We start from the raw sequence: 24,522 nt of genomic DNA, 5'->3' as shown, positions 1-24,522 counted from the left end.
GCCAAGGCTTAACGATGGAATGCTGTTGTCGATAACGACGATGACGCCCCTGACACGAGGTTTTTTGAATGTCTGTTAATACGAACAACTCACTGATTATCGCTAAATTCGGTGGCACCAGCGTCGCAGATTTCGACGCCATGAACCGCAGCGCCGACATCGTGCTGTCTGACGCTCAGGTACGCGTGGTGGTGCTGTCTGCCTCTGCCGGCGTCACCAACCTGCTGGTTGCACTGGCTGAAGGTTTGCCGCCGGATGAACGTGCGGCGCAACTGGAAAAACTACGCCAGATCCAATACGCCATTATCAACCGCCTCAACCAGCCTGCCGTTATCCGCGAAGAAATTGAACGTATGCTGGAAAACGTAGCCCGCCTGTCGGAAGCGGCGTCGCTGGCTACCTCCAACGCCCTGACCGACGAGCTGGTCAGCCACGGCGAACTGATGTCCACCCTGCTGTTTGTGGAAATCCTGCGTGAGCGTAGCGTCGCCGCAGAATGGTTCGACGTGCGTAAAATCATGCGCACCAATGACCGCTTCGGCCGCGCCGAACCAGACTGCGACACGCTCGGCGAGTTGACCCGCAGCCAGTTGGCACCGCGTCTGGCACAAGGTCTGGTCATTACCCAGGGCTTTATCGGCAGCGAAGCCAAAGGCCGCACAACCACACTGGGCCGCGGCGGCAGCGATTACACCGCCGCCTTGCTGGGCGAAGCGTTAAACGTTAGCCGCATCGATATCTGGACTGACGTACCCGGTATCTATACTACCGACCCGCGCGTGGTGCCCTCTGCCCACCGCATCGACCAGATTACCTTTGAAGAAGCCGCCGAAATGGCGACCTTCGGTGCCAAAGTGCTGCACCCGGCGACGCTGTTGCCTGCCGTGCGCAGCGATATTCCGGTATTTGTCGGCTCCAGCAAAGACCCGGCAGCGGGTGGCACGCTGGTGTGCAACAACACCGAAAACCCACCGTTGTTCCGTGCGCTGGCCTTGCGCCGCAAGCAGACGCTACTAACCCTGCACAGCCTCAACATGCTGCACGCACGCGGCTTTCTGGCGGAAGTGTTCAGCATTCTGGCTCGCCACAACATCTCGGTGGATTTGATCACCACGTCTGAGGTCAATGTCGCGCTGACGCTGGATACAACCGGCTCAACCTCCACCGGCGACAGCCTGCTGTCCAGTGCGCTTTTGACTGAACTCTCCTCGCTGTGCCGGGTGGAAGTGGAAGAGAACATGTCACTGGTAGCGCTGATCGGTAACAAACTGTCGCAAGCCTGCGGTGTCGGCAAAGAAGTGTTCGGTGTACTGGAGCCGTTCAATATTCGCCTTATCTGCTATGGTGCCAGCAGCCATAACCTGTGCTTCCTGGTGCCGTCCAGCGATGCCGAGCAGGTGGTACAGACACTGCACCACAACCTGTTCGAATAAGCCTTCCGTACTGCCGCAACAAAAAAACCGAAATCCATAGGATTTCGGTTTTTTTTACCTTCACTGAACGGCTATCACCGGGTTACGCCGACGCAGAGGACTCTTCCCGCTCGTCATCCTCATCTTCCGTCATCATCAACACGTTATAGGCCACCGCGCAGAACAGTGAATTCAGTCGGTTCATATCGCCCAGTAACCCAAGATGCAGCGAACTGGTTTCCAGACTTTGCACATTTTGCTGATGCAGCCTGTCAACATGCGCATGGGAATAACGCCGATTCAGAATACGGAAACGGTGTTTGGCGCGGCGCAGGCGTCTGGCGCTGGTCACATCCGACGACAGGAATACCGACATCCCCAGACGCAGGTTGTTCATCAGTTGCTCATAAAGCGTGTTCAGCTCATCCTGACCTGCCGTTGAGAACCCGCGCAACCCGTCAGGCGCGCGGGCGTCTAAATCGCAAACCACCCGTTCGATGATATCGCCAGCCTGTTCCAGACTGAGCGCCATTTCGATCACTTCCGCCCAGCGTTGGGAATCACGCTTATGCAGGCCGGCTTTTTCAATCTGCGCCAGATAGAGCTTGATGGCGTTGTAGAGCACGTCCACATCATCATCCAGCTTACGGATCTCGCGCACCGGCGGGCGGTTGCCCTGCAGTGCGTCCTGAAACATCTTCAACATCTGTTCAATCACATCGCCAATACGCAGTGTTTCCCGCGCGGCGTTAGCCAGCGCCAGCGTCGGGGTATCCAGCGCACTGACATCCAGATGACGGGGGCGCAGTCGTGGGTCGAGATCCGGTTCAACCCGCACCAGATTACTGCACAACTCCGCCATACGCCCGGCAAACGGCAACAGCAGCAGACAGCGCACCAGGTTGTAAAACAGATGGAAATAAATCACCCGCTCTGCATCCGGTAATGCCAGCGCTTCCATCAGGTCCGTCAGATAACCGATAGCTGGCAACGCCGGCAGACAGCCGATCAGTTTGAAGAACATACTCCCCAGCGCTACCTGTCTCGCTGCAGCCCCCTGCGTGCTGGCATTCGCCAGCGCCACAATGCCGCTGCCCAGATTGGCGCCGATCACCAGACACAACGCTGCCTCAAGAGAAATCATATGGCTGGCAGTCAATGTCGCCGTCAGCAATACCGCCGCCAGACTGGAATAACTCACCACGGCAAACACCGCCCCGACCAGCGCATCCAGCATCACATCGCCGGTCAGCGATGAAAACAACACCTGAACACCTGCGGTCTGGGTAATCGGCGTCGCCGACTGCACAATCAGCTCCAGCGCGAGCAGAATCAATCCCAGCCCGATAGCAACGCGGCCCAATTGACCGGCGCGGGTCTGTTTCCGGCTGAGAAAAAACACCACGCCGAGGAAAATCAGCAGGGGTGACAACCAGGACAGATCAAACGTCAGCACTCGGACCATCAAGGCAGTACCGACATCGGCCCCCAGAATGATGACCAGCGCCGGAGCCAGTGCGATCAGCCCCTGTGAGACAAAAGAGATGGTCAGCAGCGCGGTCGCGTTACTGCTCTGTACCAGTGCCGTCACACCTATCCCTGCGAGAAACGCCAGTGGCTTACGGCTCACGCTATCGCTGATGGTGCGACGCAAACGTGCGCCGTACACCCGCATAATTCCGGTACGAACAATATGCGTCCCCCACACCAACAACGCGATGGCAGACAACAAGTTCAACAACGTCAGCACAGAACCTGGCCTCCTTTAGTTAAAACCGCGGTGATTAACACAGGTATTCCCTCCCTAAACCAGGCGCCTCCTGCCTGTATCCGTTCTTTAGGCTGCCATCTTACTGATATCTTATCTATTCTTACGTGAGCCAACGGGGGTAAATACACGTAATTTTTTAAAAACACGGTCTAAATCAAAAACAAGGTGTTTTTCCACCACGCCGCCTATTTCTGGCGTTATGCTTTTTTCATCAGCCGTTGCAGTCAATACCGGCGACGGTAACGTTTCAGCCCTGAGCAAAGGAAATATGGATGAAGACTAAAACCGCATATGGCCTGAACTGGCTGGCATTGCTCATTATTGTGATTGTGAGCGCCTTCTTCTGGCAACTGACGCCACCTACCGGACTGAAACCCGCCGCCTGGCACTCCGCCGTACTGTTTGTTGCTACTATCATCAGCATCGTGGCGAATGTCTTGCCTATTGGCGCTATTGGCCTCATCAGCATTACCTTGTTCGCCCTGACGTATGCCGCTGGCGACACCAATGCCAGCGCCTCGATTCAAACCGCATTGAGCGATCTCAACAGTTCGCTTATCTGGTTGATCGTGGTGGCGTTCATGATCGCCCGCGGTTTTATCAAAACAGGCCTGGGTCGCCGTATCGCCTTGCAAATGATCCGCCTGTTGGGAAAACGCACGCTAGGGCTGGCTTATGGATTAGCCTTCGCCGATCTGGTGCTGTCCCCCGCCATGCCCAGTAACACCGCACGCTGCGGCGGGGTCATTTACCCGATTGCCGACTCGTTAGCTCGCAGCTTCGACTCCAAACCGGAAGACGCCTCCCGCAGTAAGATCGGCACCTTTCTGATTACCTGTATCGGCAACGTGAATGATGTCACCGCCGCCTTGTTCATGACCGGGTACACCGGCAACCTGCTGGCGGTGAAACTGGCAGCCAACGCCGGTGTCACTATCACCTGGGGCAGTTGGTTTGTCGCCGCGGTGGTGCCCTGTGTGATTTCGCTGTTACTGGTGCCACTGTGTGTGTATGTGCTGGCGAAACCGGAAATTCGACACACGCCGGACGCACCGAAACTGGCAATTACCGAACTGCAAAAAATGGGGCGCATGTCGCGCGGCGAATGGCTGATGGCCGTCACCGTGGTGATCCTGCTGGTCTTGTGGATTTTCGGCGACATGCTGGGAGTGGACGCCACCACCGCCTCCTTTGTCGGCCTGTCCTTTTTACTGCTGACTGGCGTACTCAATTGGGAAGACATCAAGAGCGAAAAAGGCGCGTGGGATACGCTGATTTGGTTCGCCGCGTTGCTCATGATGGCTAACCAGTTGAAGAAACTCGGTTTCACTAACTGGTTTGGCGATCTGATCGGCAATAATATCGGTCATCTGATGCAGGGCACCAGTTGGGTACTGGTGTTGTTGTTGCTCAATGCCGCCTATTTCTACACTCACTACTTTTTCGCCAGCGGCAACGCTCAAATTGCGGCACTGTACGCGGTGTTTCTTGGCGTCGGCATTAATCTGCACATCCCAGCGGCACCGATGGCCCTGATGCTGGCGTTCACCAGCAGCCTGTACTGTTCGCTGACCCAATACACCCACGCCCGTGGCCCGATTCTGTTCGGCGCAGGTTACGTTCCCACCGCCGTCTGGTGGCGCACCGGCTTTATCATCAGCCTGATTAATCAGGCGATATTCATGACTGTTGGCCTGTTGTGGTGGAAAACCATCGGCCTTTACTAATCCTATCAGACATCAAAAAAAGCACAGGCCGGGTTACCCCGGCCTGTTTTTTCTTATCAACCCTACTGGTTAATCAATCTGCGTCATACCCCAGATTCGGCGCCAGCCAACGCTCAATGTCCTCTATCGGCATCTGCTTGCGAACCGCATAGTCTTCCACCTGGTCACGCTGGATTTGCGCCACGGCGAAATACTTGCTGTCCGGATGACTGAAGTACCAGCCAGACACCGACGCACCCGGCCACATGGCGTAAGACTCGGTAAGTTTCATGCCAACGGTGTTGTCCACGTCCAGCAATCGCCAGATGACGGCTTTCTCGGTGTGATCCGGGCAAGCCGGGTACCCCGGTGCCGGGCGAATGCCCTGATAATTTTCGCGGATCAACTCGTCGTTACCGAGGTTCTCGTTCGGCGCATAGCCCCAGTAGACCTTGCGCACCCGCTCGTGCAGGTACTCGGCAAACGCTTCTGCCAGCCGGTCTGCCAGCGCCTTGAGCATGATCTTGTTATAGTCGTCGTGCTGCGCTTCCCATTGCGCCGCCAGCACGTCTTCTTCCAGACCGCCGGTCACCGCGAACGCACCAAGGTAATCCGGCTTGCCGCTGATTTTCGGCGCCACCACATCCGCCAGACAGTAGTTCGGGAAATCCGTCTTTTCGGTTTGCTGACGCAGGTGATGGCTGACGGTCAGCACCTCAGTGCGACGCTCATCGGTATAGATTTCAACGTCATCGCCTACCCGGTTAGCCGGGAACAGCCCCACTACGCCACGCGGGTTCAGCGTACCGTTGGCGGACAGGGTATCCAACATGGCATTCGCGTCCGCAAACAGCCGCTTGGCCTCCGCCCCCACCACCTCGTCTTCCAGAATGTTGGGGTATTTGCCTGCCAGCGACCAGGTCATAAAGAACGGCGTCCAGTCGATATAGTTGCGCAAGGTCTCGATACTGGCGGTAACCGGTTGTACCCCAAGGCGATGAGCTACTGGTGGTGTATAACTTTCCCAGTCGATCGGCATCGCGTTATCGCGCGCCACCTCCAGCGACACCGGCGGTGTGCGCGGTTTTTTACGGCCATGCTGGATGCGCACCGTTTCGTATTCTTTGCGGATACGCGCCACAAAGTCATCGCGCTGCGTATCCGAGAGCAGCGCCGACACCACGCCCACCGAGCGCGACGCATTCTGCACGTATACCGTCGGGCCGCTGTAATTCTGCTCGATCTTCACCGCTGTATGCGCTTTGGAGGTGGTCGCGCCGCCAATCAGCAACGGCAACGTAAAGCCCTGGCGTTCCATCTCTTTGGCGACGTTGACCATTTCATCCAGCGAGGGGGTAATCAACCCTGACAGGCCGATGATATCGACATTTTCTTCACGCGCCGTCTTGAGAATTTTATCGGTCGGCACCATCACGCCCAAATCGATGATTTCGTAGTTGTTGCACTGCAATACCACGCCAACGATGTTTTTGCCGATGTCGTGTACGTCGCCTTTCACCGTCGCCAGCAGAATTTTACCCGCGCTGGACCCTTGCTCTTTACTGGCCTGGATAAACGGCTCCAGGTACGCCACCGCCTGTTTCATGACCCGCGCCGACTTCACCACCTGCGGCAGGAACATCTTACCGGCACCGAACAGGTCGCCGACCACGTTCATGCCGTCCATCAACGGCCCTTCGATCACTTCGATGGGACGTGCTGACTCCGCTCGCGCCTCTTCGGTATCCGGTTCGATAAACTCGGTGATACCTTTAACCAGCGCGTATTCCAGCCGTTTTTTCACCGGCCAGCCGCGCCATTCCGCTTCGCCTTTGTTGCTATCGTCGTCGGATTTGCTGCCCCGGTATTTCTCGGCAATCTCCAGCAACCGCTCGGTGCCGTCGTCGCGCCGGTTGAGAATGACGTCTTCGACGGCGTCACGCAGTTCAGCGGGCAGATCGTCGTAAATAGCCAACTGGCCGGCGTTGACGATCCCCATGTCCATGCCATTACGGATGGCGTAATACAGGAACACGGCGTGAATCGCCTCACGTACCGGCTCATTGCCGCGAAACGAGAACGACACGTTAGACACACCACCGGAAATCAGCGCGTGCGGCAACTGGGCTTTGATATCGGCGCAAGCCTCAATGAAATCCACCGCATAGTTGTTGTGTTCTTCAATACCGGTGGCAACAGCAAAAATGTTCGGGTCGAAAATGATGTCTTCCGGCGGGAAACCGACCTCTTCCGTCAGGATCTGGTAAGCACGGCGACAAATTTCAATTTTGCGCGCGCGGGTATCCGCCTGCCCCACTTCATCAAATGCCATCACCACCACGGCTGCACCGTAACGGCGCACCAGCCGGGCGTGATGAACAAAGGCTTCCACGCCTTCTTTCATCGAAATCGAGTTGACGATGCCTTTACCCTGAATGCACTTCAGCCCCGCCTCTACCACTTCCCACTTGGAGGAGTCGATCATGATAGGCACACGGGCGATATCCGGCTCACCGGCGATAAGATTCAGGAAACGCACCATCGCCGCTTCGGCGTTAAGCATCCCTTCGTCCATGTTGATGTCGATGATTTGCGCGCCACTTTCCACCTGTTGACGCGCCACATCCAGCGCTTCACTGTACTTTTCTTCTTTGATCAGTCGCTTGAATTTGGCGGAACCGGTAACGTTGGTACGCTCGCCGACGTTAACGAACAGCGTGTCGTCACCAATATTCAGTGGCTCTAGCCCGGACAGGCGGCAGGCGACCGGTAGCGTCGGCAGCGCGCGCGGCGCGACACCCTCAACGGCTTTCACCATTGCAGCGATGTGTTCTGGCGTGGTACCGCAGCATCCGCCGATGATATTCAGGAAACCAGACAGCGCCCATTCGCCAATCTGGCGCGCCATTTCATCCGCATCCAGATCGTATTCACCAAAGGCGTTCGGCAGCCCCGCGTTGGGGTGCGCGGTGACATAACATTCAGCAATGCGCGATAACTCCGCCACATACTGGCGCAGCTCATCCGGCCCCAGTGCGCAGTTCAAACCGAACGACAGCGGCCGGGCATGGCGCAGCGAGTTATAAAACGCTTCGGTAGTCTGCCCGGACAGGGTACGGCCGGAAGCGTCGGTGATGGTGCCGGAAATCATCACTGGCAGCGTGACACCCAGCGCCTCGAATTCGGTTTCTACCGCAAAAATGGCGGCCTTTGCGTTCAGCGTGTCAAAAATCGTTTCAATCAGGATGATATCAACGCCGCCGTCAATCAGCGCGCGGGTCGATTCCCGGTAGGCAGCCACCAGTTGGTCAAAACTGACATTACGATACGCCGGGTCGTTCACATCCGGTGAGATTGACGCGGTGCGGTTAGTTGGCCCCAAGACCCCGGCCACATAGCGTGGACGCTCTGGCGTACGTGCCGTCCACTCATCGGCGCAGGCGCGCGCCAGCCGGGCAGCGACCGTGTTGATTTCCGCCGATAGCGCTTCCATCTGGTAGTCGGCCATGGCGATACGGGTGGCGTTGAAGGTGTTGGTTTCCAGAATATCCGCGCCCGCGGCCAGATAATCGTGATGAATGGCGGTGATGACTTCCGGCTTACTCAGTACCAGCAGGTCGTTATTCCCTTTCAGGTCGCAGTGCCAGTCGGCAAAACGTTCACCGCGATAATCTTCCTCCTGCAGACGGTAACTCTGGATCATGGTGCCCATGCCGCCATCCAGAATCATAATACGCTGCGCCAGTTGCTGCTGTAATGCCTGTAACCGATTTGCCATCATCTTATTCTCGTTATTACCCTCGTCTGTGCGAATCCTTATCCTAGCACAAGAGTGCGTCGTGCCAGCGCTGCGCGCCGTTGATAACCCCATCTGATAAGACGGTTGCATTCTGCGCTAAAAAAACGAAAATCGATTCCATGATATGAAAAAGGAAACCGATGATGACGCCACCCGAACCCGCCAAACGCGGTAAAAAACCCCGCGCTACCACTGCCAGCGCAGCGCAGCCCGCCGGTCAGGTACAATCGCTGACCCGTGGTCTGACACTGCTGGAATATATCGCCAAAGCCAACGGCAGCATCGCGTTGACCGATCTGGCCCAACAAGCTGGCTTGCCCAACTCCACCACACACCGATTGTTGACCACCATGCAACAGCAAGGCTTTGTTCGCCAGGTCGGTGATTTAGGATTATGGACCATCGGTACCCATGCGTTTATCGTCGGCAGTAGCTTTCTGCAAAGCAGAAATCTGCTCAGCCTGGTGCACCCGATGCTGCGTCAACTGATGGAAAGTTCCGGTGAAACGGTGAATCTGGCCGTGCTGGACCAAACCGATTATCAGGCGATCATCATCGATCAGGTGCAGTGTACCGCGCTGATGCGTATGTCAGCGCCTATCGGCGGCAAGCTGCCGATGCACGCCTCCGGTGCCGGAAAAGCGTTTCTCGCCATGCTGCCTGATGACAAGGTCACCCAGCTACTGCACCGCAAAGGGCTACACAGCTATACCCCACACACCTTGAACGCCCAGACGTTGAAAGAGAATCTGACGGCGATTCGCCGCCAGGGTTACTCGCTGGACGATGAAGAACATGCGTTAGGCTTACGGTGTGTCGCCGCCTGCATTCTCGATGAACACCACGAAGCCTTTGCCGCTATCTCTATTTCCGGGCCGGTGTCCCGCATCACCGACAGCCGCATTACCGAATTAGGTGCGCTGGTGATTAAGGCGGCCAAAGAGATTAGCTACCAATACGGCGGCGCACGTTAAGCTGCTCACGACCAGCACATCATGACGTCAGCGCCCTGTCTGACGTCACCGGGTCGGCATAGCGCACACTAAAGCGCTTTCTGCGCCGATAGGCGTAGACATCCTCGATATGACCGCTGCGGATCCGCTGCTGTAACGCCCGCCAGTACTCAGCCCGAAACAGGTCGGCGTGCAGTTCCTCAAACAGCGGCAGCAAACGGCGGTCGCTACACAAAAACTGGCGGAACTCCTCGGGAAAGACATCATTCGGCCCAACGCTATACCAGGGCTCTGCCGCCAGCTCGTCCGCCGGATCGCGGGGTGGTGGTATATCGCGGAAATTCACTTCGGTCATGTAGCAGATTTCATCGTAGTCATAAAACACCACCCTGCCGTGACGAGTCACACCGAAGTTCTTAAACAGCATATCACCGGGGAAAATATTGGCGGCCGCCAGTTGCCGGATGGCGTTGCCATACTCCTCAATCACATCGCGCAGCGCCTGCCCGCTAGCCTGCTCCAGATAAAGATTCAGCGGTGTCATCCGCCGCTCCATATACAGATGGCGGATGACCAGTCGGTCGCCCAAGTCTTCCAGCTTGTCCGGCACTTCCCGCCAGAGCTCCGCCAGCAGTTCAGGGCTGATGCGCGCTTTCTCCAGCACGAAGTTTTCATACTCCTGCGTATCGGCCATGCGTCCGACGCGGTCATGCTCCTTCACCAGCCGATAGCACTCGCGTACCCGTGCCTCGCTGACCTCTTTTTGCGGCGCAAACTTGTCTTTAATCACCTTGAACACCCGATCGAACGTCGGCAGTGTAAACACCAGCATCACCATCCCTTTCACGCCCGGCGCGATAATAAACGGCTCCTGAGTGCTGGCGATAAAATCGAGGTACTCCCGGTAGTACTCCGTCTTACTGTGCTTCTGACACCCAATAGCCAGATACAATTCGGCCGTTGTTTTACCCGGCAAAATGTCTCGCAGCCAGGCTACCAGTGCCGACGGCAGCGGCGCGTAGACCATGAAGTAGGAACGGGCGAAACCAAATACAATACTGGCGTCCGAGTGACGAGTCAGGCAGGTATCCAGAAACAACGCACCGCGTTCGTTATGGTGAATCGGCAGTAAAAAGGGAAACACGCCCCCCGGTAAACGCAGTTTCCCCACCAGCCAGGCCGCTTTATTACGATAAAAAAGCTCGTTGGCTACCTGCAGCGAGGCTTTAGCCAGCGATGCTGTCGGAAACGCCTCCCGCAGCGATCGCTCCACATAGCCGATATCCCGCGCCAGGTCTTCCCACGGCAACCGCAACGGCAGTGCCGTCAACACCGCTTCCAGCATAGCCGCCCACCCATTGTCAGGTGTATAAGTTCGAGCCAGTGGTCGTGGAATCGCCTGAAAGCGTCTCGCGGGCTGCGAGCTAAACACAAACAGCTTGTCCGGCGTCAGTTCCCGGTGATTAAACAACCGACAATACACGGAGTTGAAGAAACTCTCTGCAATTTCGAAGCGGGGATAATCCGGCAGCAAGGCGGTGTAAATCTGTTTAACCCGGGCGACGAAGGTGGCGTCATAACATTGCCGATCAGTGATACAGCCCAGTTGTTCCACGACCAGCCCGACATGGTGATCGTAAAGCTGGATACGCTGCTTCATCGCCTGCTGTACCGCATGCCAGTCTGCTTGTTCGAAGCGCTGTTGCGCCCCGGCGGTGATTTCCAGAAACCGACCATACTGTGCATCGAATCCTTGCAGAATGGTCTGTGCCACCAGTTTTTCCCGTCCCCGACTCATCCAACTCTCCTCTTTGGCCATCGACATAACGACACGCGGCCAGCATCAGGCTGGCCGCGATAGGGCGGATAATCCGCGTCAGAACTGTTGTTCTTCTGTCGATCCGGTCAGTGCCGTCACCGACGACACACCTCCCTGAATCAGCGTGGTCACTTTGTCAAAGTAACCGGTCCCCACTTCCTGCTGGTGAGAAGAGAAGGTGTAACCTTGTTGAATAGCCGCAAATTCCGGCTGCTGTACTTTCTCCACATAGTGTTTCATCCCTTCGCCTTGCGCATAGGCATGCGCCAGATCGAACATGTTGAACCACATGCTGTGGATACCCGCCAGCGTAATGAACTGGTATTTGTAGCCCATCGCCGACAGTTCATCCTGGAAATGAGCAATGGTGCGATCGTCCAGATTCTTCTTCCAGTTGAATGACGGCGAGCAGTTATAAGCCAGCAGCTTACCGGGGAAACGGGCATGAATCGCCTGCGCAAAACGCCGCGCCTGTTCCAGATCCGGCTTAGAGGTTTCACACCACACCAAATCGGCGTAAGGGGCATAAGCCAGTCCACGACTGATGGCCTGCTCTACACCGGCGCGGGTACGGTAAAAACCTTCCACCGTACGTTCACCGGTAATAAAGTCCCGGTCGTAGTCATCACAATCCGAAGTCAGCAGATCTGCCGCATCCGCATCAGTTCGCGCCACCAGCAATGTCGGCACGCCCAACACATCGGCTGCCAGACGAGCCGCGACCAGCTTCTGTACCGCTTCCTGCGTCGGTACCAGCACTTTGCCCCCCATATGACCGCATTTCTTCACCGACGCCAGTTGGTCTTCAAAATGCACGGCGGCAGCACCGGCTTCAATCATCGATTTCATTAACTCAAACGCATTCAACACCCCACCAAAACCGGCCTCCGCATCGGCCACTATCGGTAAGAAGTAATCGGTATAACGCGGGTCATCCTGCCCGATACCGTTAGCCCACTGGATTTGATCCGCACGGCGGAAGGTATTGTTAATGCGCTGCACTACCGCAGGCACCGAGTTAGACGGATACAACGACTGGTCCGGGTACATACTGGCAGCCAGGTTGGCATCTGCCGCCACCTGCCAGCCGGACAAATACACCGCTTCCAGCCCGGCTTTCGCCTGCTGCAATGCCTGCCCGCCGGTGAGCGCGCCAAGGCAGTTGACGTAGCCTTTACGTGACTTGCCGTTCAATAACTTCCACAGTTTTTCCGCCCCCAGTTGCGCCAGTGTGCAGGCAGGGTTCACTGAACCACGCAAATTCACCACATCCTCAGCGCGATACGGGCGGGTGATGCCTTCCCAGCGCGGGGTATTCCACTCTTTTTCCAGTTGCTCGATTTGTTGGGTACGAGAGGTGCTCATAGCGATTCCTTTTTTAAACAGGATTAATCAAGTAAGTCGTAACCGGGTAAGGTAAGAAAATCGATTAGCGCGTCTTGCGTGGTGATACGCTCCATCAGTCGGCCTGCTTCCTCGAAACGACCGCTATCGAAGCGGGTGTCACCCAGCTCACTACGGATAACCTGCATCTCTTCAGCCAGCATCTGGCGGAACAAGGCTTTGGTCACCACGCGGCCATCACTGAGGGTTTTGCCATGGTGAATCCACTGCCAGATGGAGGTGCGGGAGATCTCTGCGGTGGCCGCGTCCTCCATCAGACCGTAAATCGGTACGCAACCGTTGCCGGAAATCCAGGCTTCGATGTATTGCACGGCTACGCGGATATTGGCACGCATACCCGCTTCGGTACGCTCACCTGGGCAAGGGGCCAGCAGTTCATCAGCGGTTACCGGATCATCATCTTCACGCAACACATCCAACTGATTGGGGCGATCACCCAGTAAGCGGTCAAACACCGGCATCACGGTGTCAGCCAAACCGGGGTGGGCAATCCAGGTGCCGTCATGACCATTGCGCGCTTCCAGTTCTTTGTCCTGCCTGACCTTCTCTTGCACCCACGCATTACGTTCCGCCTCTTTGCTGGGTATGAAGGCAGCCATCCCCCCCATAGCAAATGCACCGCGCCGGTGACAGGTTTTGATCAGCAAACGCGAGTAGGCGCTCAGGAACGGTTTGTCCATCGTCACTGACTGACGGTCTGGTAATACGCGGTCCGGGTGATTCTTCAACGTTTTGATGTAACTGAAGATATAGTCCCAACGACCGCAGTTCAGCCCGACGATATGGTCACGCAGGTGATACAGGATCTCGTCCATCTGGAACACAGCAGGCAAGGTTTCAATCAATACCGTTGCTTTAATAGTGCCGCGCGCTAAACCGAACTGGTCTTCGGTATAACTGAACACCTCGCTCCACCAGGCTGCTTCCTGCCAGGATTGGGTTTTCGGCAAATAGAAATACGGGCCGCTGCCTTTGGCCAACAGTTGACGGTAGTTGTGGAAAAAATAGAGCGCGAAATCAAACAGGCTGCCGGGGATAGGCTCATCATTCCACAGCACATGTTTTTCCGGCAGGTGTAACCCACGAACCCGGCAAATCAACACCGCGGGATTGGGCTTGAGCTGATAAATCTTTCCCGCCTCGTTGGTGTAGGCGATGGAGCCACGCACGGCGTCACGCAGGTTGATTTGCCCCTCGATCACTTTTGACCAACTGGGTGCCAGTGAGTCTTCAAAGTCTGCCATGAAGACTTTCACATTGGCGTTCAGAGCGTTAATCACCATTTTGCGTTCCACCGGACCGGTAATCTCTACCCGGCGATCCAACAGGTCATTCGGAATACCACGAATTTTCCAGTCAGATTTTTTTATGGAATCCATTTCCGAAATAAAGCCCGGTAATTCACCACTATCAATCCGCGCCTGTATTACCTGACGTTCGGCCAGCAGGTGATTGCGCTGCGATGTAAACCGGCTTACCAGCGCAGTGAGAAAATCAACCGCTTCCGTCGTCAGAATCTGCCGTTCCGCGTCACCTAACGCTGCGGTGAACACCAGTTCCCTGCTTATCGTCTGTTGTGTCATGTCGTCGTTCCTTTTTGCTCCGCCATCTTCGCCTTATTGGCTGCTCAATCTGCGAACTTAACTCGAACGTTTTTCAGCCAACAGCACTAAGCCTAATCCAATAAAATTAAAAATCAAAAACTATTTCCATTTTATTTAAAAGTTAAAAGCAAATACTTGATTAATAAAAAGTTAAATTTCTATGTAATAGAGAAACCTATTTCATACATCATAAAAACAGGTACAAGGAGGAGCCTGTCGTATACCAACAGGAAAAAGAAAAGGCGCCGTTAGGCGCCTGACAGGAAAAATGAAGGTAGGGGGAATCAGTCCAGTGTAGGGTTCATATGACGCAAGTCGAACGGCGTGATCTGGTAAACGTAATAATTCAGCCAATTGGAAAACAGCAGATGCCCGTGGCTACGCCAGGTCGCCCTTGGGGTTTTCTCAGGGTTATCGTCTGGAAAGTAATTTACCGGGATCACCGGCTCCAGACCTGCTTCACGGTCACGGAAATACTCACCCGACAGGGTCAGCGCATCATACTCAGGATGTCCGGTAACAAACGCCAGCCGCTTGTCCTTGCTGGCAAACAAATAGGCGCCTGCTTCATCAGACTCCACCAGAATATCCAAATCGGTATGCTCGCGGATAACACTGGAAGGAAAATCGGCATAACGGGAGTGAGGAGCCAGAAAAGTTTCATCAAAGCCACGCGTCAGCAAGGCATGAGGCTGCAACGTAAGGTGCGAATATACACCGGATAACTTCACCTCGCGGGTCAGTTTGGGAATACCGTACAGGACATTCAGTGCCGCCTGAACCGCCCAGCACACAAACAGAGTGGAAGTGACATGTTCCTTAGCCCACTTAACAATCCGCTCGATCTGCGGCCAATACACCACATCACAAAAATCGACCAACCCCAACGGTGCGCCGGTCACAATCAGGCCGTCAAAGTTCTCGTGCTCGATATCTTCAAAATCGCAGTAGAAGTTGTTGAGGTGCTCTACCGGCGTGTTCTTCGACTCTCGGCTATCGATACGCAGCAATTGAATATCTATCTGCAGTGGTGAGTTCGACAGCAGCCTCAGAAACTGGTTTTCCGTTTCGATCTTCTTTGGCATCAGGTTAAGCACCAACACCTTCAAAGGACGAATTTCCTGTGTTTTTGCTCGGGAAGACGTCATTACAAAGACGTTTTCATTACGCAAAAAGCTGACCGCTGGCAACTCATCAGGAACCCGGATTGGCATAGCCTACACCTCACTGCACACGTTTATACGTTTATACGTTTAGACTTCTAGGCAGCTAAAGATAGCGATTTTCAGTAGCAATGTCGAGTGCATAACCCTCTGGTTGAAAATCTTTCATAAGGAATTCGATTTGTATATCCATCTTTAGCATAAGAGCGAAGAGCAAGGCAGAGTGGGGCTTAGTTCAGCCTCAGAATATTGCTCTCTCATGCTCAGGAATGGGGAAAAACAACAAGGATATAGAGGAGAACGGATGAGAGATAAGGGCGATGGTGGAACCGATGCCCGGGTGAAGAGGCTCGCGTATAAATCAGCGTAATCAAGGCACCGTATCAGAAGTGGCTGACCAGCTGTCTCAGGCTGCCACCTGGACGATACCCATTAAAATCCCGGTGTTAGCCGGGGCGCGCTGTGCGCGCTGACCCTGCTCAACCGGTCATTCATCCGCCCGGTCATTACCCCGCAAACCACAAAAAACAAAAGGCCCGGTCTTTCGACCGGGCCCTTCGCTCTGTTTGATGCCTGGCAGTTCCCTACTCTCGCATGGGGAGACCCCACACTACCATCGGCGCTACGGCGTTTCACTTCTGAGTTCGGCATGGGGTCAGGTGGGACCACCGCGCTCTCGCCGCCAGGCAAATTCTTTTGACGTCTTTCAACGTCCTAACCTTTCATGTCGCCGTGCATCGCTACACCACGCCATCCAATCCTCGAACAAGCTAAAAATTCCGTCTCTCTCACCAAAACACCTTCGGTGTTGTAAGGTTAAGCCTCTCGGGTCATTAGTACTGGTTAGCTCAACGTATCACTACGCTTACACACCCAGCCTATCAACGTCCTCGTCTCGAACGTCCCTTCCGGGGAATCAAGTTCCCAGGGAAGACTCATCTCGGGGCAAGTTTCCCGCTTAGATGCTTTCAGCGGTTATCTCTTCCGCACGTAGCTACCGGGCAGTGCCATTGGCATGACAACCCGAACACCAGCGGTGCGTTCACTCCGGTCCTCTCGTACTAGGAGCAACCCCCCTCAATCTTCCAACGCCCACGGCAGATAGGGACCGAACTGTCTCACGACGTTCTAAACCCAGCTCGCGTACCACTTTAAATGGCGAACAGCCATACCCTTGGGACCTACTTCAGCCCCAGGATGTGATGAGCCGACATCGAGGTGCCAAACACCGCCGTCGATATGAACTCTTGGGCGGTATCAGCCTGTTATCCCCGGAGTACCTTTTATCCGTTGAGCGATGGCCCTTCCATTCAGAACCACCGGATCACTAAGACCTGCTTTCGCACCTGCTCGAGCCGTCACTCTCGCAGTCAAGCTAGCTTATGCCTTTGCACTAACCTCCTGATGTCCGACCAGGATTAGCTAACCTTCGTGCTCCTCCGTTACTCTTTGGGAGGAGACCGCCCCAGTCAAACTACCCACCAGACACTGTCCCCGGCCCGGATGACGGGCCCAGGTTAGAACATCAAACATTAAAGGGTGGTATTTCAAGGTTGGCTCCATGCAGACTGGCGTCCACACTTCAAAGCCTCCCACCTATCCTACACATCAAGGCTCAAGGTTCAGTGTCAAGCTATAGTAAAGGTTCACGGGGTCTTTCCGTCTTGCCGCGGGTACACTGCATCTTCACAGCGAGTTCAATTTCACTGAGTCTCGGGTGGAGACAGCCTGGCCATCATTACGCCATTCGTGCAGGTCGGAACTTACCCGACAAGGAATTTCGCTACCTTAGGACCGTTATAGTTACGGCCGCCGTTTACCGGGGCTTCGATCAAGAGCTTCTCCTTACGGATAACCCCATCAATTAACCTTCCGGCACCGGGCAGGCGTCACACCGTATACGTCCACTTTCGTGTTTGCACAGTGCTGTGTTTTTATTAAACAGTTGCAGCCAGCTGGTATCTGCGACTCCCGTCAGCTCCATCCGCAAGGGACTTCACCAACAGGAGCGTGCCTTCTCCCGAAGTTACGGCACCATTTTGCCTAGTTCCTTCACCCGAGTTCTCTCAAGCGCCTGAGTATTCTCTACCTGACCACCTGTGTCGGTTTGGGGTACGATTCAATGTTACCTGATGCTTAGAGGCTTTTCCTGGAAGCAGGGCATCTGTCACTTCAGCACCGTAGTGCCTCGTCATCACGCCTCAGTGTTGACAGCAGACCGGATTTGCCTGGTCCACCCACCTGCACGCTTAAACCGGGACAACCGTCGCCCGGATGACATAGCCTTCTCCGTCCCCCCTTCGCAGTAACACCAAGTACAGGAATATTAACCTGTTTCCCATCGACTACGCTTTTCAGCCTCGCCTTAGGGGTCGACTCACCCTGCCCCGATTAACGTTGGACAGGAACCCTTGGTCTTCCGGCGTGCGGGTTTTTCACCCGCATTATCGTTACTTATGTCAGCATTCGCACTTCTGATACCTCCAGCAGCCCTCACAGGCCACCTTCACCGGCTTACAGAACGCTCCCCTACCCAACAACACATAGTGTCGCTGCCGCAGCTTCGGTGCATGGTTTTAGCCCCGTTACATCTTCCGCGCAGGCCGACTCGACCAGTGAGCTATTACGCTTTCTTTAAATGATGGCTGCTTCTAAGCCAACATCCTGGCTGTCTGGGCCTTCCCACATCGTTTCCCACTTAACCATGACTTTGGGACCTTAGCTGGCGGTCTGGGTTGTTTCCCTCTTCACGACGGACGTTAGCACCCGCCGTGTGTCTCCCGTGATAACATTCTTCGGTATTCGCAGTTTGCATCGGGTTGGTAAGCCGGGATGGCCCCCTAGCCGAAACAGTGCTCTACCCCCGAAGATGAGTTCACGAGGCGCTACCTAAATAGCTTTCGGGGAGAACCAGCTATCTCCCGGTTTGATTGGCCTTTCACCCCCAGCCACAAGTCATCCGCTAATTTTTCAACATTAGTCGGTTCGGTCCTCCAGTTAGTGTTACCCAACCTTCAACCTGCCCATGGCTAGATCACCGGGTTTCGGGTCTATACCCTGCAACTAGACGCCCAGTTAAGACTCGGTTTCCCTGCGGCTCCCCTATTCGGTTAACCTTGCTACAGAATATAAGTCGCTGACCCATTATACAAAAGGTACGCAGTCACACCTAAAAGGTGCTCCCACTGCTTGTACGTACACGGTTTCAGGTTCTATTTCACTCCCCTCGCCGGGGTTCTTTTCGCCTTTCCCTCACGGTACTGGTTCACTATCGGTCAGTCAGGAGTATTTAGCCTTGGAGGATGGTCCCCCCATGTTCAGACAGGATACCACGTGTCCCGCCCTACTCATCGAACTCACGACCTGTGCATCTTCGTGTACGGGACTGTCACCCTGTACCGTGCGCCTTTCCAGACGCTTCCACTGACACACAAGCCGATTCAGGTTCTGGGCTCCTCCCCGTTCGCTCGCCGCTACTGGGGGAATCTCGGTTGATTTCTTTTCCTCGGGGTACTGAGATGTTTCAGTTCCCCCGGTTCGCCTCATTAACCTATGGATTCAGTTAATGATAGTGTGACAAGTCACACTGGGTTTCCCCATTCGGGTATCGTCGGGTATAACGGTTCATATCACCTTGCCGACGCTTTTCGCAGATTAGCACGCCCTTCATCGCCTCTGACTGCCTAGGCATCCACCGTGTACGCTTAGTCGCTTAACCTCACAACCCGAAAGTGTCTCGGGATGCGAGTATTTTGAGAGACTCGAACAACACATGAATTCTCATTCACATGCTGTCGTTTCAATTTTTCAGCTTGTTCCGGATTGTTAAAGAGCAGATAACATAAACCTGACTATCTCTAATCAGTTTTAGGTTAGCGTTGACCGTGCCTTTCACCCACTGTCAGTCATACTGGCGTCCCCTAGGGGATTCGAACCCCTGTTACCGCCGTGAAAGGGCGGTGTCCTGGGCCTCTAGACGAAGGGGACATCACTTGTCAGCTTCGCAAGACGCTTTTGACTCTTTCTTATCATCAGACAATCTGTGTGGACACCACGCAGGCACTTCTACTCGGTAAGGAGGTGATCCAACCGCAGGTTCCCCTACGGTTACCTTGTTACGACTTCACCCCAGTCATGAATCACAAAGTGGTAAGCGCCCTCCCGAAGGTTAAGCTACCTACTTCTTTTGCAACCCACTCCCATGGTGTGACGGGCGGTGTGTACAAGGCCCGGGAACGTATTCACCGTAGCATTCTGATCTACGATTACTAGCGATTCCGACTTCATGGAGTCGAGTTGCAGACTCCAATCCGGACTACGACGTACTTTATGAGGTCCGCTTGCTCTCGCGAGGTCGCTTCTCTTTGTATACGCCATTGTAGCACGTGTGTAGCCCTACTCGTAAGGGCCATGATGACTTGACGTCATCCCCACCTTCCTCCGGTTTATCACCGGCAGTCTCCCTTGAGTTCCCACCCGAAGTGCTGGCAACAAAGGATAAGGGTTGCGCTCGTTGCGGGACTTAACCCAACATTTCACAACACGAGCTGACGACAGCCATGCAGCACCTGTCTCAGCGCTCCCGAAGGCACCCTCGTATCTCTACAAGGTTCGCTGGATGTCAAGAGTAGGTAAGGTTCTTCGCGTTGCATCGAATTAAACCACATGCTCCACCGCTTGTGCGGGCCCCCGTCAATTCATTTGAGTTTTAACCTTGCGGCCGTACTCCCCAGGCGGTCGATTTAACGCGTTAGCTCCGGAAGCCACGGTTCAAGACCACAACCTCCAAATCGACATCGTTTACAGCGTGGACTACCAGGGTATCTAATCCTGTTTGCTCCCCACGCTTTCGCACCTGAGCGTCAGTCTTCGTCCAGGGGGCCGCCTTCGCCACCGGTATTCCTCCAGATCTCTACGCATTTCACCGCTACACCTGGAATTCTACCCCCCTCTACGAGACTCTAGCCTGTCAGTTTTGAATGCAGTTCCCAGGTTAAGCCCGGGGATTTCACATCCAACTTAACAGACCGCCTGCGTGCGCTTTACGCCCAGTCATTCCGATTAACGCTTGCACCCTCCGTATTACCGCGGCTGCTGGCACGGAGTTAGCCGGTGCTTCTTCTGCGGGTAACGTCAATGGGTAAAGGTATTAACCTTACCCCCTTCCTCCCCGCTGAAAGTGCTTTACAACCCGAAGGCCTTCTTCACACACGCGGCATGGCTGCATCAGGGTTTCCCCCATTGTGCAATATTCCCCACTGCTGCCTCCCGTAGGAGTCTGGACCGTGTCTCAGTTCCAGTGTGGCTGGTCATCCTCTCAGACCAGCTAGGGATCGTCGCCTAGGTGAGCCTTTACCCCACCTACTAGCTAATCCCATCTGGGCACATCCGATGGCAAGAGGCCCGAAGGTCCCCCTCTTTGGTCTTGCGACGTTATGCGGTATTAGCTACCGTTTCCAGTAGTTATCCCCCTCCATCAGGCAGTTTCCCAGACATTACTCACCCGTCCGCCGCTCGCCGGCGGGGAAGCAAGCTTCCCCCCGCTGCCGCTCGACTTGCATGTGTTAGGCCTGCCGCCAGCGTTCAATCTGAGCCATGATCAAACTCTTCAATTTAAAGTTTGATGTGTTTTCCGAAGAAAACGGCGCTCAAAGAATTTACTGTTTATTCGTAATGAATTAACTGTTGTCACTCTTCAAGACTTTCACTAAATATTTTTAGTGAAGTGTCCTGCGAGTGCCCACACAGATTGTCTGATTGATTGTTAAAGAGCAGTGCGACCGGCCTGAGCCTGCTGTCGCGAGGTGGCGTATACTACGCTTTCCTCATGAAGTGTCAACGATTATTTTCGTTTCCGCTTCCTGACACCGCGCTGCGTTGCCGCTGTTGCCGTGTCAGTGGAAGCGCATTATAGGGATCCGAACGGGTTACACAACCACTTTTTCAATCTTTTTTTCCGTTCGCGCATTTTTCCACCCTTACGTTGAGTTATTGTGCAGGCAACGCTATTTTCTGAGCAATAACGCCGGATCAATCGCAGATCTGGGATCCATTACACTAACGTTAGGAGAATACGGCATATGTCCGAGACATTACGCCCGTTTAAAGGAACGCGCCCTGTTATCGGTAAAAATGTCATGGTGGATCCTTCCAGTGTTGTTATCGGGGAAGTCACACTGGCAGACGATGTGAGCATCTGGCCACTCGTCGTCATCCGGGGGGATGTTAACTTCATCCAGATTGGCGCTCGTACCAACATTCAGGATGGTTGTGTTTTACATGTCACCCATCGTTCAGAAAAGAACGAACATGGAAATCCACTCATCATCGGTGAAGATGTCACTGTCGGGCACAAGGTCATGCTGCATGGCTGCACCATCGGCAATCGTGTGCTGGTAGGAATGGGATCAATCCTTCTTGATGGCGTCACAGTTGAGAATGACGTCATCATCGGAGCAGGTAGTCTGGTTTCACCTGGGAAGACGCTGGAGACAGGCTACCTTTATCTGGGTAGTCCAGCTAAAAAGATCCGCCCACTCACTGAGCAAGAGCTGGAAGGTTTACACTATTCAGCCAACAATTATGTGCGTTGGAAAGACGAATACCTAAACCAGCCATCCCAGTAAATAAAGCATGGGCGCTTTTCATTAATTAATAGATTCATTCCCAAAACAGAAAGCGCCCTTTTCATCATACTCATCATTACGGATCAAACGCTCAAACTCATCTTCCCAATCCCAACGATGTTCGCGAAACAGTGACAGCCACTGTTCCGGCTGTGCTTCACCGTAGCGGGCAAGCAAAACATCTCGTCTAATGATGCACTCACGCTGGAACCCACCGACCAGTACCGGAAAAATGATCGCCTCATCAAGATCACTCCACCGCTCCCGGTCGGGGAATTGGATCGCCTGATTCATGCCCCCAGTTCCTGCTTCATTTTACGGATCACCGGCACAACGTCAGGCATGACACCGTGCCACAAATTGAACGCATGTGCCGCCTGCCAGACCAACATACCTATACCGTCAACATACCGTTGCGCCCCTTGCTGGATGCACCATTTCAAAAAAGGCGTCGGTTCCGACTGATAAAACATGTCATAACAGCACACATCGGGAGATATCAGAGAAGCAGGTAAATCAGGCACCTCACCCGCTATACCTGATGAGGTGGCATTAATAATTACATCAACACGCTGACCATCCAGTGTTTCTAGCGGTAGTGCACTTACCAGACCATAGCAGTTGAAATGCTCAGCCAGTGCTGCTGCTCTGGCAAATGTACGGTTAACGATGATTACCTCGCATCCGTATGCAAGCAAAGGCTGAATAACGCCACGTGCTGCGCCCCCAGCTCCCACGAGCAACACCCGATTACGCGGCTGGATAAACTCATGCTGCTGCAAATCACTCAACAGGCCTATACCATCCGTATTATCACCATACAGCGAACCATCACCTTTCTTTTGAACCGTGTTAACGGCACCAGCAGAACGGGCTCGTTCACTCAACTCGTCCACCGCAGCACATGCACGTTCCTTGAATGGGGCAGTCACATTCGCGCCACATGCACCATTCTGAAAAAATGCATTCAGGCTATCTTCAAAACCATCCAATGGGGCGAGGATACGCTCATATGTCAGCGAAATCCCGGTTTGCTCTGCAAACAACGCATGAATACGCGGCGATTTGCTATGCGCGATAGGATGACCAAAAACAGCAAAAGATTGACTCGCGGGCACCTTATTCTCCAGTAGTTACTACCCTTGACGCAGCATTTCACCCGTCAAAGCATCACGAATTTCAGACGGATTCAGACGACCGCCAACGTCCCCATTGAGGACAGGAAAACGCTCGCCAAACTGCGCAGTAACTTCTCTGGCGGTACGACAGGGCGGCTGACCGCTCAAGTTAGCGCTGGTTGAAACCAGCGGCTTGCCAAATGCCAGACACAATTGCTTCACCAACGGGTGATCACTCACTCGCACCGCCAGCGAACTAAAACGTCCGGTCAACCAGTCCGGTGTTTCCGCTCTGGCTGGAATCACCCAGGTCACCGGACCAGGCCAGGTAGCGAAAATCGTCTGACGTTGCACATCTGACAAGGCAGAGAACTCAATATAAGATTCCAGTTGCTGAAAATTCGCTGCAATCAGAATCAGACCCTTTTCACGCGGGCGTTGTTTTAGCGCCAGCAAGCGCTCTACCGCCACCTCACTGTCAGGATCACATCCGAGTCCAAATACAGCCTCCGTTGGATAGGCGATCACTCGCTCCTCCCGCAATTGCTGTAACAGCAGTGCTAAATATTCAGAATTTACGTTACTCATCACTATGACGTTCTTCTACCGGCTTTCCACATAATTTACTGGCGCAAAAGCGTCTTACTCCGTGCGCAGTTTTCTTCTCGAGTAATAATGGATAATGACAATACTCACACTCCCCTGCGAGCGGCTTATGATTCAGCGAAAATTGACAAGAAGGGTAACGCTCACAAGCGTAAAACGTCTTGCCGTAGCGAGATTTCCGCTGAAGTAATCGGCCTTCATGGCATTGGGGGCATATCAAGGCAGTTTCATCTGGGTGATCAATCGCTTCTGTATGATCGCATTCAGGATAGTTGCTACAACCAATGAACATACCATAGCGCCCTTGACGTAACACCAGTGTCGACTGGCAGCGAGGGCAAGATTGACCATCCAGCACTTTCACCACATGCCCATCAGCATTGGCTTTAAGCGGCCGGATATAACGACATTCAGGATAATTTGAACAGCCAAGAAACGGGCCGTGCTGCCCGGAACGGATAATCAGCACAGCCCCACATTCAGGACATACCTGTTGATGCTTGTCAGCAATAACGGCTTTGTTCATGATTCACTCTGATTC

At 54.2% G+C, this 24,522-nt stretch carries 14 protein-coding genes, 1 tRNA gene and 3 rRNA genes; 4 read left to right on the top strand and 14 right to left on the bottom strand.

All coding sequences use genetic code 11. The features are described from left to right. Positions 1-68: 68 nt before the first annotated feature. Positions 69-1,433, top strand: a complete 1,365-nt coding sequence (gene lysC / locus FGI04_RS21325; protein WP_342698474.1) for a lysine-sensitive aspartokinase 3 — start codon at positions 69-71, stop codon at positions 1,431-1,433. 82 nt (positions 1,434-1,515) lie between these two features. On the opposite strand, the gene FGI04_RS21320 is transcribed toward lysC, so the two are convergent. Continuing rightward, a complete protein-coding gene (locus FGI04_RS21320; protein WP_342698473.1) occupies positions 1,516-3,162 on the bottom strand; it encodes a Na/Pi cotransporter family protein in 1,647 nt (548 codons plus the stop codon). Positions 3,163-3,455: 293 nt separating this feature from the next. Here FGI04_RS21320 and FGI04_RS21315 point away from each other — a divergent pair, with 293 nt between their 5' ends. Then, positions 3,456-4,910: a DASS family sodium-coupled anion symporter gene (locus FGI04_RS21315; RefSeq protein WP_342698472.1), complete on the top strand. Its 1,455-nt coding sequence runs from the start codon at positions 3,456-3,458 to the stop codon at positions 4,908-4,910. A 73-nt stretch (positions 4,911-4,983) separates the two neighbouring features. Here the strand turns inward: FGI04_RS21315 and metH are convergent, their stop codons facing one another. After that, positions 4,984-8,667: a methionine synthase gene (gene metH / locus FGI04_RS21310; RefSeq protein ID WP_407337371.1), complete on the bottom strand. Its 3,684-nt coding sequence runs from the start codon at positions 8,665-8,667 to the stop codon at positions 4,984-4,986. Positions 8,668-8,831: 164 nt separating this feature from the next. Here metH and iclR point away from each other — a divergent pair, with 164 nt between their 5' ends. Beyond that, positions 8,832-9,662: a glyoxylate bypass operon transcriptional repressor IclR gene (iclR, locus tag FGI04_RS21305; RefSeq protein WP_342698666.1), complete on the top strand. Its 831-nt coding sequence runs from the start codon at positions 8,832-8,834 to the stop codon at positions 9,660-9,662. 19 nt (positions 9,663-9,681) lie between these two features. On the opposite strand, the gene aceK is transcribed toward iclR, so the two are convergent. The 8 genes from aceK to FGI04_RS21265 form a co-directional block, all read right to left on the bottom strand. Then, the gene (gene aceK / locus FGI04_RS21300) at positions 9,682-11,439 is read right to left on the bottom strand and encodes a bifunctional isocitrate dehydrogenase kinase/phosphatase (RefSeq protein ID WP_407274128.1); all 1,758 of its coding nucleotides are present in this window, start codon (positions 11,437-11,439) and stop codon (positions 9,682-9,684) included. A 78-nt stretch (positions 11,440-11,517) separates the two neighbouring features. After that, positions 11,518-12,825, bottom strand: a complete 1,308-nt coding sequence (gene aceA / locus FGI04_RS21295) for an isocitrate lyase (protein ID WP_342698470.1) — start codon at positions 12,823-12,825, stop codon at positions 11,518-11,520. A 23-nt stretch (positions 12,826-12,848) separates the two neighbouring features. Next, positions 12,849-14,447 (bottom strand): malate synthase A, encoded by a 1,599-nt coding sequence (gene aceB / locus FGI04_RS21290; protein ID WP_407337210.1) that lies wholly within the window; start codon positions 14,445-14,447, stop codon positions 12,849-12,851. 305 nt (positions 14,448-14,752) lie between these two features. Continuing rightward, the gene (gene metA / locus FGI04_RS21285) at positions 14,753-15,682 is read right to left on the bottom strand and encodes a homoserine O-acetyltransferase MetA (RefSeq protein ID WP_168366557.1); all 930 of its coding nucleotides are present in this window, start codon (positions 15,680-15,682) and stop codon (positions 14,753-14,755) included. Between the two features lie 520 nt (positions 15,683-16,202). Next, a 5S ribosomal RNA gene (gene rrf / locus FGI04_RS21280) occupies positions 16,203-16,318 on the bottom strand. A gap of 125 nt (positions 16,319-16,443) precedes the next feature. Continuing rightward, positions 16,444-19,349, bottom strand: a 23S ribosomal RNA gene (locus FGI04_RS21275). A gap of 193 nt (positions 19,350-19,542) precedes the next feature. Beyond that, positions 19,543-19,618: transfer RNA gene (locus FGI04_RS21270), tRNA-Glu, on the bottom strand. Positions 19,619-19,704: 86 nt separating this feature from the next. Then, positions 19,705-21,246, bottom strand: a 16S ribosomal RNA gene (locus tag FGI04_RS21265). The 16S, 23S and 5S rRNA genes sit together here with 1 tRNA gene alongside, the layout of an rRNA operon. A gap of 465 nt (positions 21,247-21,711) precedes the next feature. Here FGI04_RS21265 and FGI04_RS21260 point away from each other — a divergent pair. Next, on the top strand, positions 21,712-22,257 hold the full coding sequence (locus FGI04_RS21260) for a gamma carbonic anhydrase family protein (RefSeq protein ID WP_016943901.1): 546 nt from the start codon (positions 21,712-21,714) through the stop codon (positions 22,255-22,257). Positions 22,258-22,278: 21 nt separating this feature from the next. On the opposite strand, the gene FGI04_RS21255 is transcribed toward FGI04_RS21260, so the two are convergent. Genes FGI04_RS21255 through FGI04_RS21240 form a run of 4 tightly spaced genes read right to left on the bottom strand, consistent with a single transcriptional unit; the run spans position 22,279 to position 24,507 of the window. Beyond that, positions 22,279-22,551, bottom strand: coding sequence for a DUF1488 family protein (locus FGI04_RS21255; protein WP_407274130.1), 273 nt, complete (start codon positions 22,549-22,551; stop codon positions 22,279-22,281). Beyond that, positions 22,548-23,375: a shikimate dehydrogenase gene (aroE, locus tag FGI04_RS21250; RefSeq protein ID WP_407274131.1), complete on the bottom strand. Its 828-nt coding sequence runs from the start codon at positions 23,373-23,375 to the stop codon at positions 22,548-22,550. Before aroE ends, FGI04_RS21255 begins: the two co-directional genes overlap by 4 nt. Before the next feature lie 18 nt (positions 23,376-23,393). Further along, entirely contained in the window at positions 23,394-23,963 is a 570-nt protein-coding gene (gene tsaC, locus FGI04_RS21245; protein WP_342699229.1) for an L-threonylcarbamoyladenylate synthase type 1 TsaC, read from the bottom strand. Next, on the bottom strand, positions 23,956-24,507 hold the full coding sequence (locus tag FGI04_RS21240) for a DNA topoisomerase family protein (protein WP_342699230.1): 552 nt from the start codon (positions 24,505-24,507) through the stop codon (positions 23,956-23,958). Before FGI04_RS21240 ends, tsaC begins: the two co-directional genes overlap by 8 nt. Positions 24,508-24,522: the final 15 nt, after the last annotated feature.

It is taken from the genome of Dickeya ananatis, assembly GCF_019464615.1.
Taxonomy (GTDB): Bacteria; Pseudomonadota; Gammaproteobacteria; order Enterobacterales; family Enterobacteriaceae; genus Dickeya; species Dickeya oryzae.
This window is presented reverse-complemented; position numbering and strand designations above follow the sequence as displayed.

What these genes read in the sequence shown, in the direction of transcription:
- lysC (WP_342698474.1), top strand. Translation starts at nt 69, where the DNA reads ATGTCTGTTAATACGAACAACTCACTGATTATCGCTAAATTCGGTGGC.
- FGI04_RS21315 (WP_342698472.1), top strand. Translation starts at nt 3,456, where the DNA reads ATGAAGACTAAAACCGCATATGGCCTGAACTGGCTGGCATTGCTCATT.
- metH (WP_407337371.1), bottom strand. Translation starts at nt 8,667, where the DNA reads ATGGCAAATCGGTTACAGGCATTACAGCAGCAACTGGCGCAGCGTATT.
- iclR (WP_342698666.1), top strand. Translation starts at nt 8,832, where the DNA reads ATGACGCCACCCGAACCCGCCAAACGCGGTAAAAAACCCCGCGCTACC.
- aceK (WP_407274128.1), bottom strand. Translation starts at nt 11,439, where the DNA reads ATGAGTCGGGGACGGGAAAAACTGGTGGCACAGACCATTCTGCAAGGA.
- aceA (WP_342698470.1), bottom strand. Translation starts at nt 12,825, where the DNA reads ATGAGCACCTCTCGTACCCAACAAATCGAGCAACTGGAAAAAGAGTGG.
- aceB (WP_407337210.1), bottom strand. Translation starts at nt 14,447, where the DNA reads ATGACACAACAGACGATAAGCAGGGAACTGGTGTTCACCGCAGCGTTA.
- metA (WP_168366557.1), bottom strand. Translation starts at nt 15,682, where the DNA reads ATGCCAATCCGGGTTCCTGATGAGTTGCCAGCGGTCAGCTTTTTGCGT.
- FGI04_RS21260 (WP_016943901.1), top strand. Translation starts at nt 21,712, where the DNA reads ATGTCCGAGACATTACGCCCGTTTAAAGGAACGCGCCCTGTTATCGGT.
- FGI04_RS21255 (WP_407274130.1), bottom strand. Translation starts at nt 22,551, where the DNA reads ATGAATCAGGCGATCCAATTCCCCGACCGGGAGCGGTGGAGTGATCTT.
- tsaC (WP_342699229.1), bottom strand. Translation starts at nt 23,963, where the DNA reads ATGAGTAACGTAAATTCTGAATATTTAGCACTGCTGTTACAGCAATTG.
- FGI04_RS21240 (WP_342699230.1), bottom strand. Translation starts at nt 24,507, where the DNA reads ATGAACAAAGCCGTTATTGCTGACAAGCATCAACAGGTATGTCCTGAA.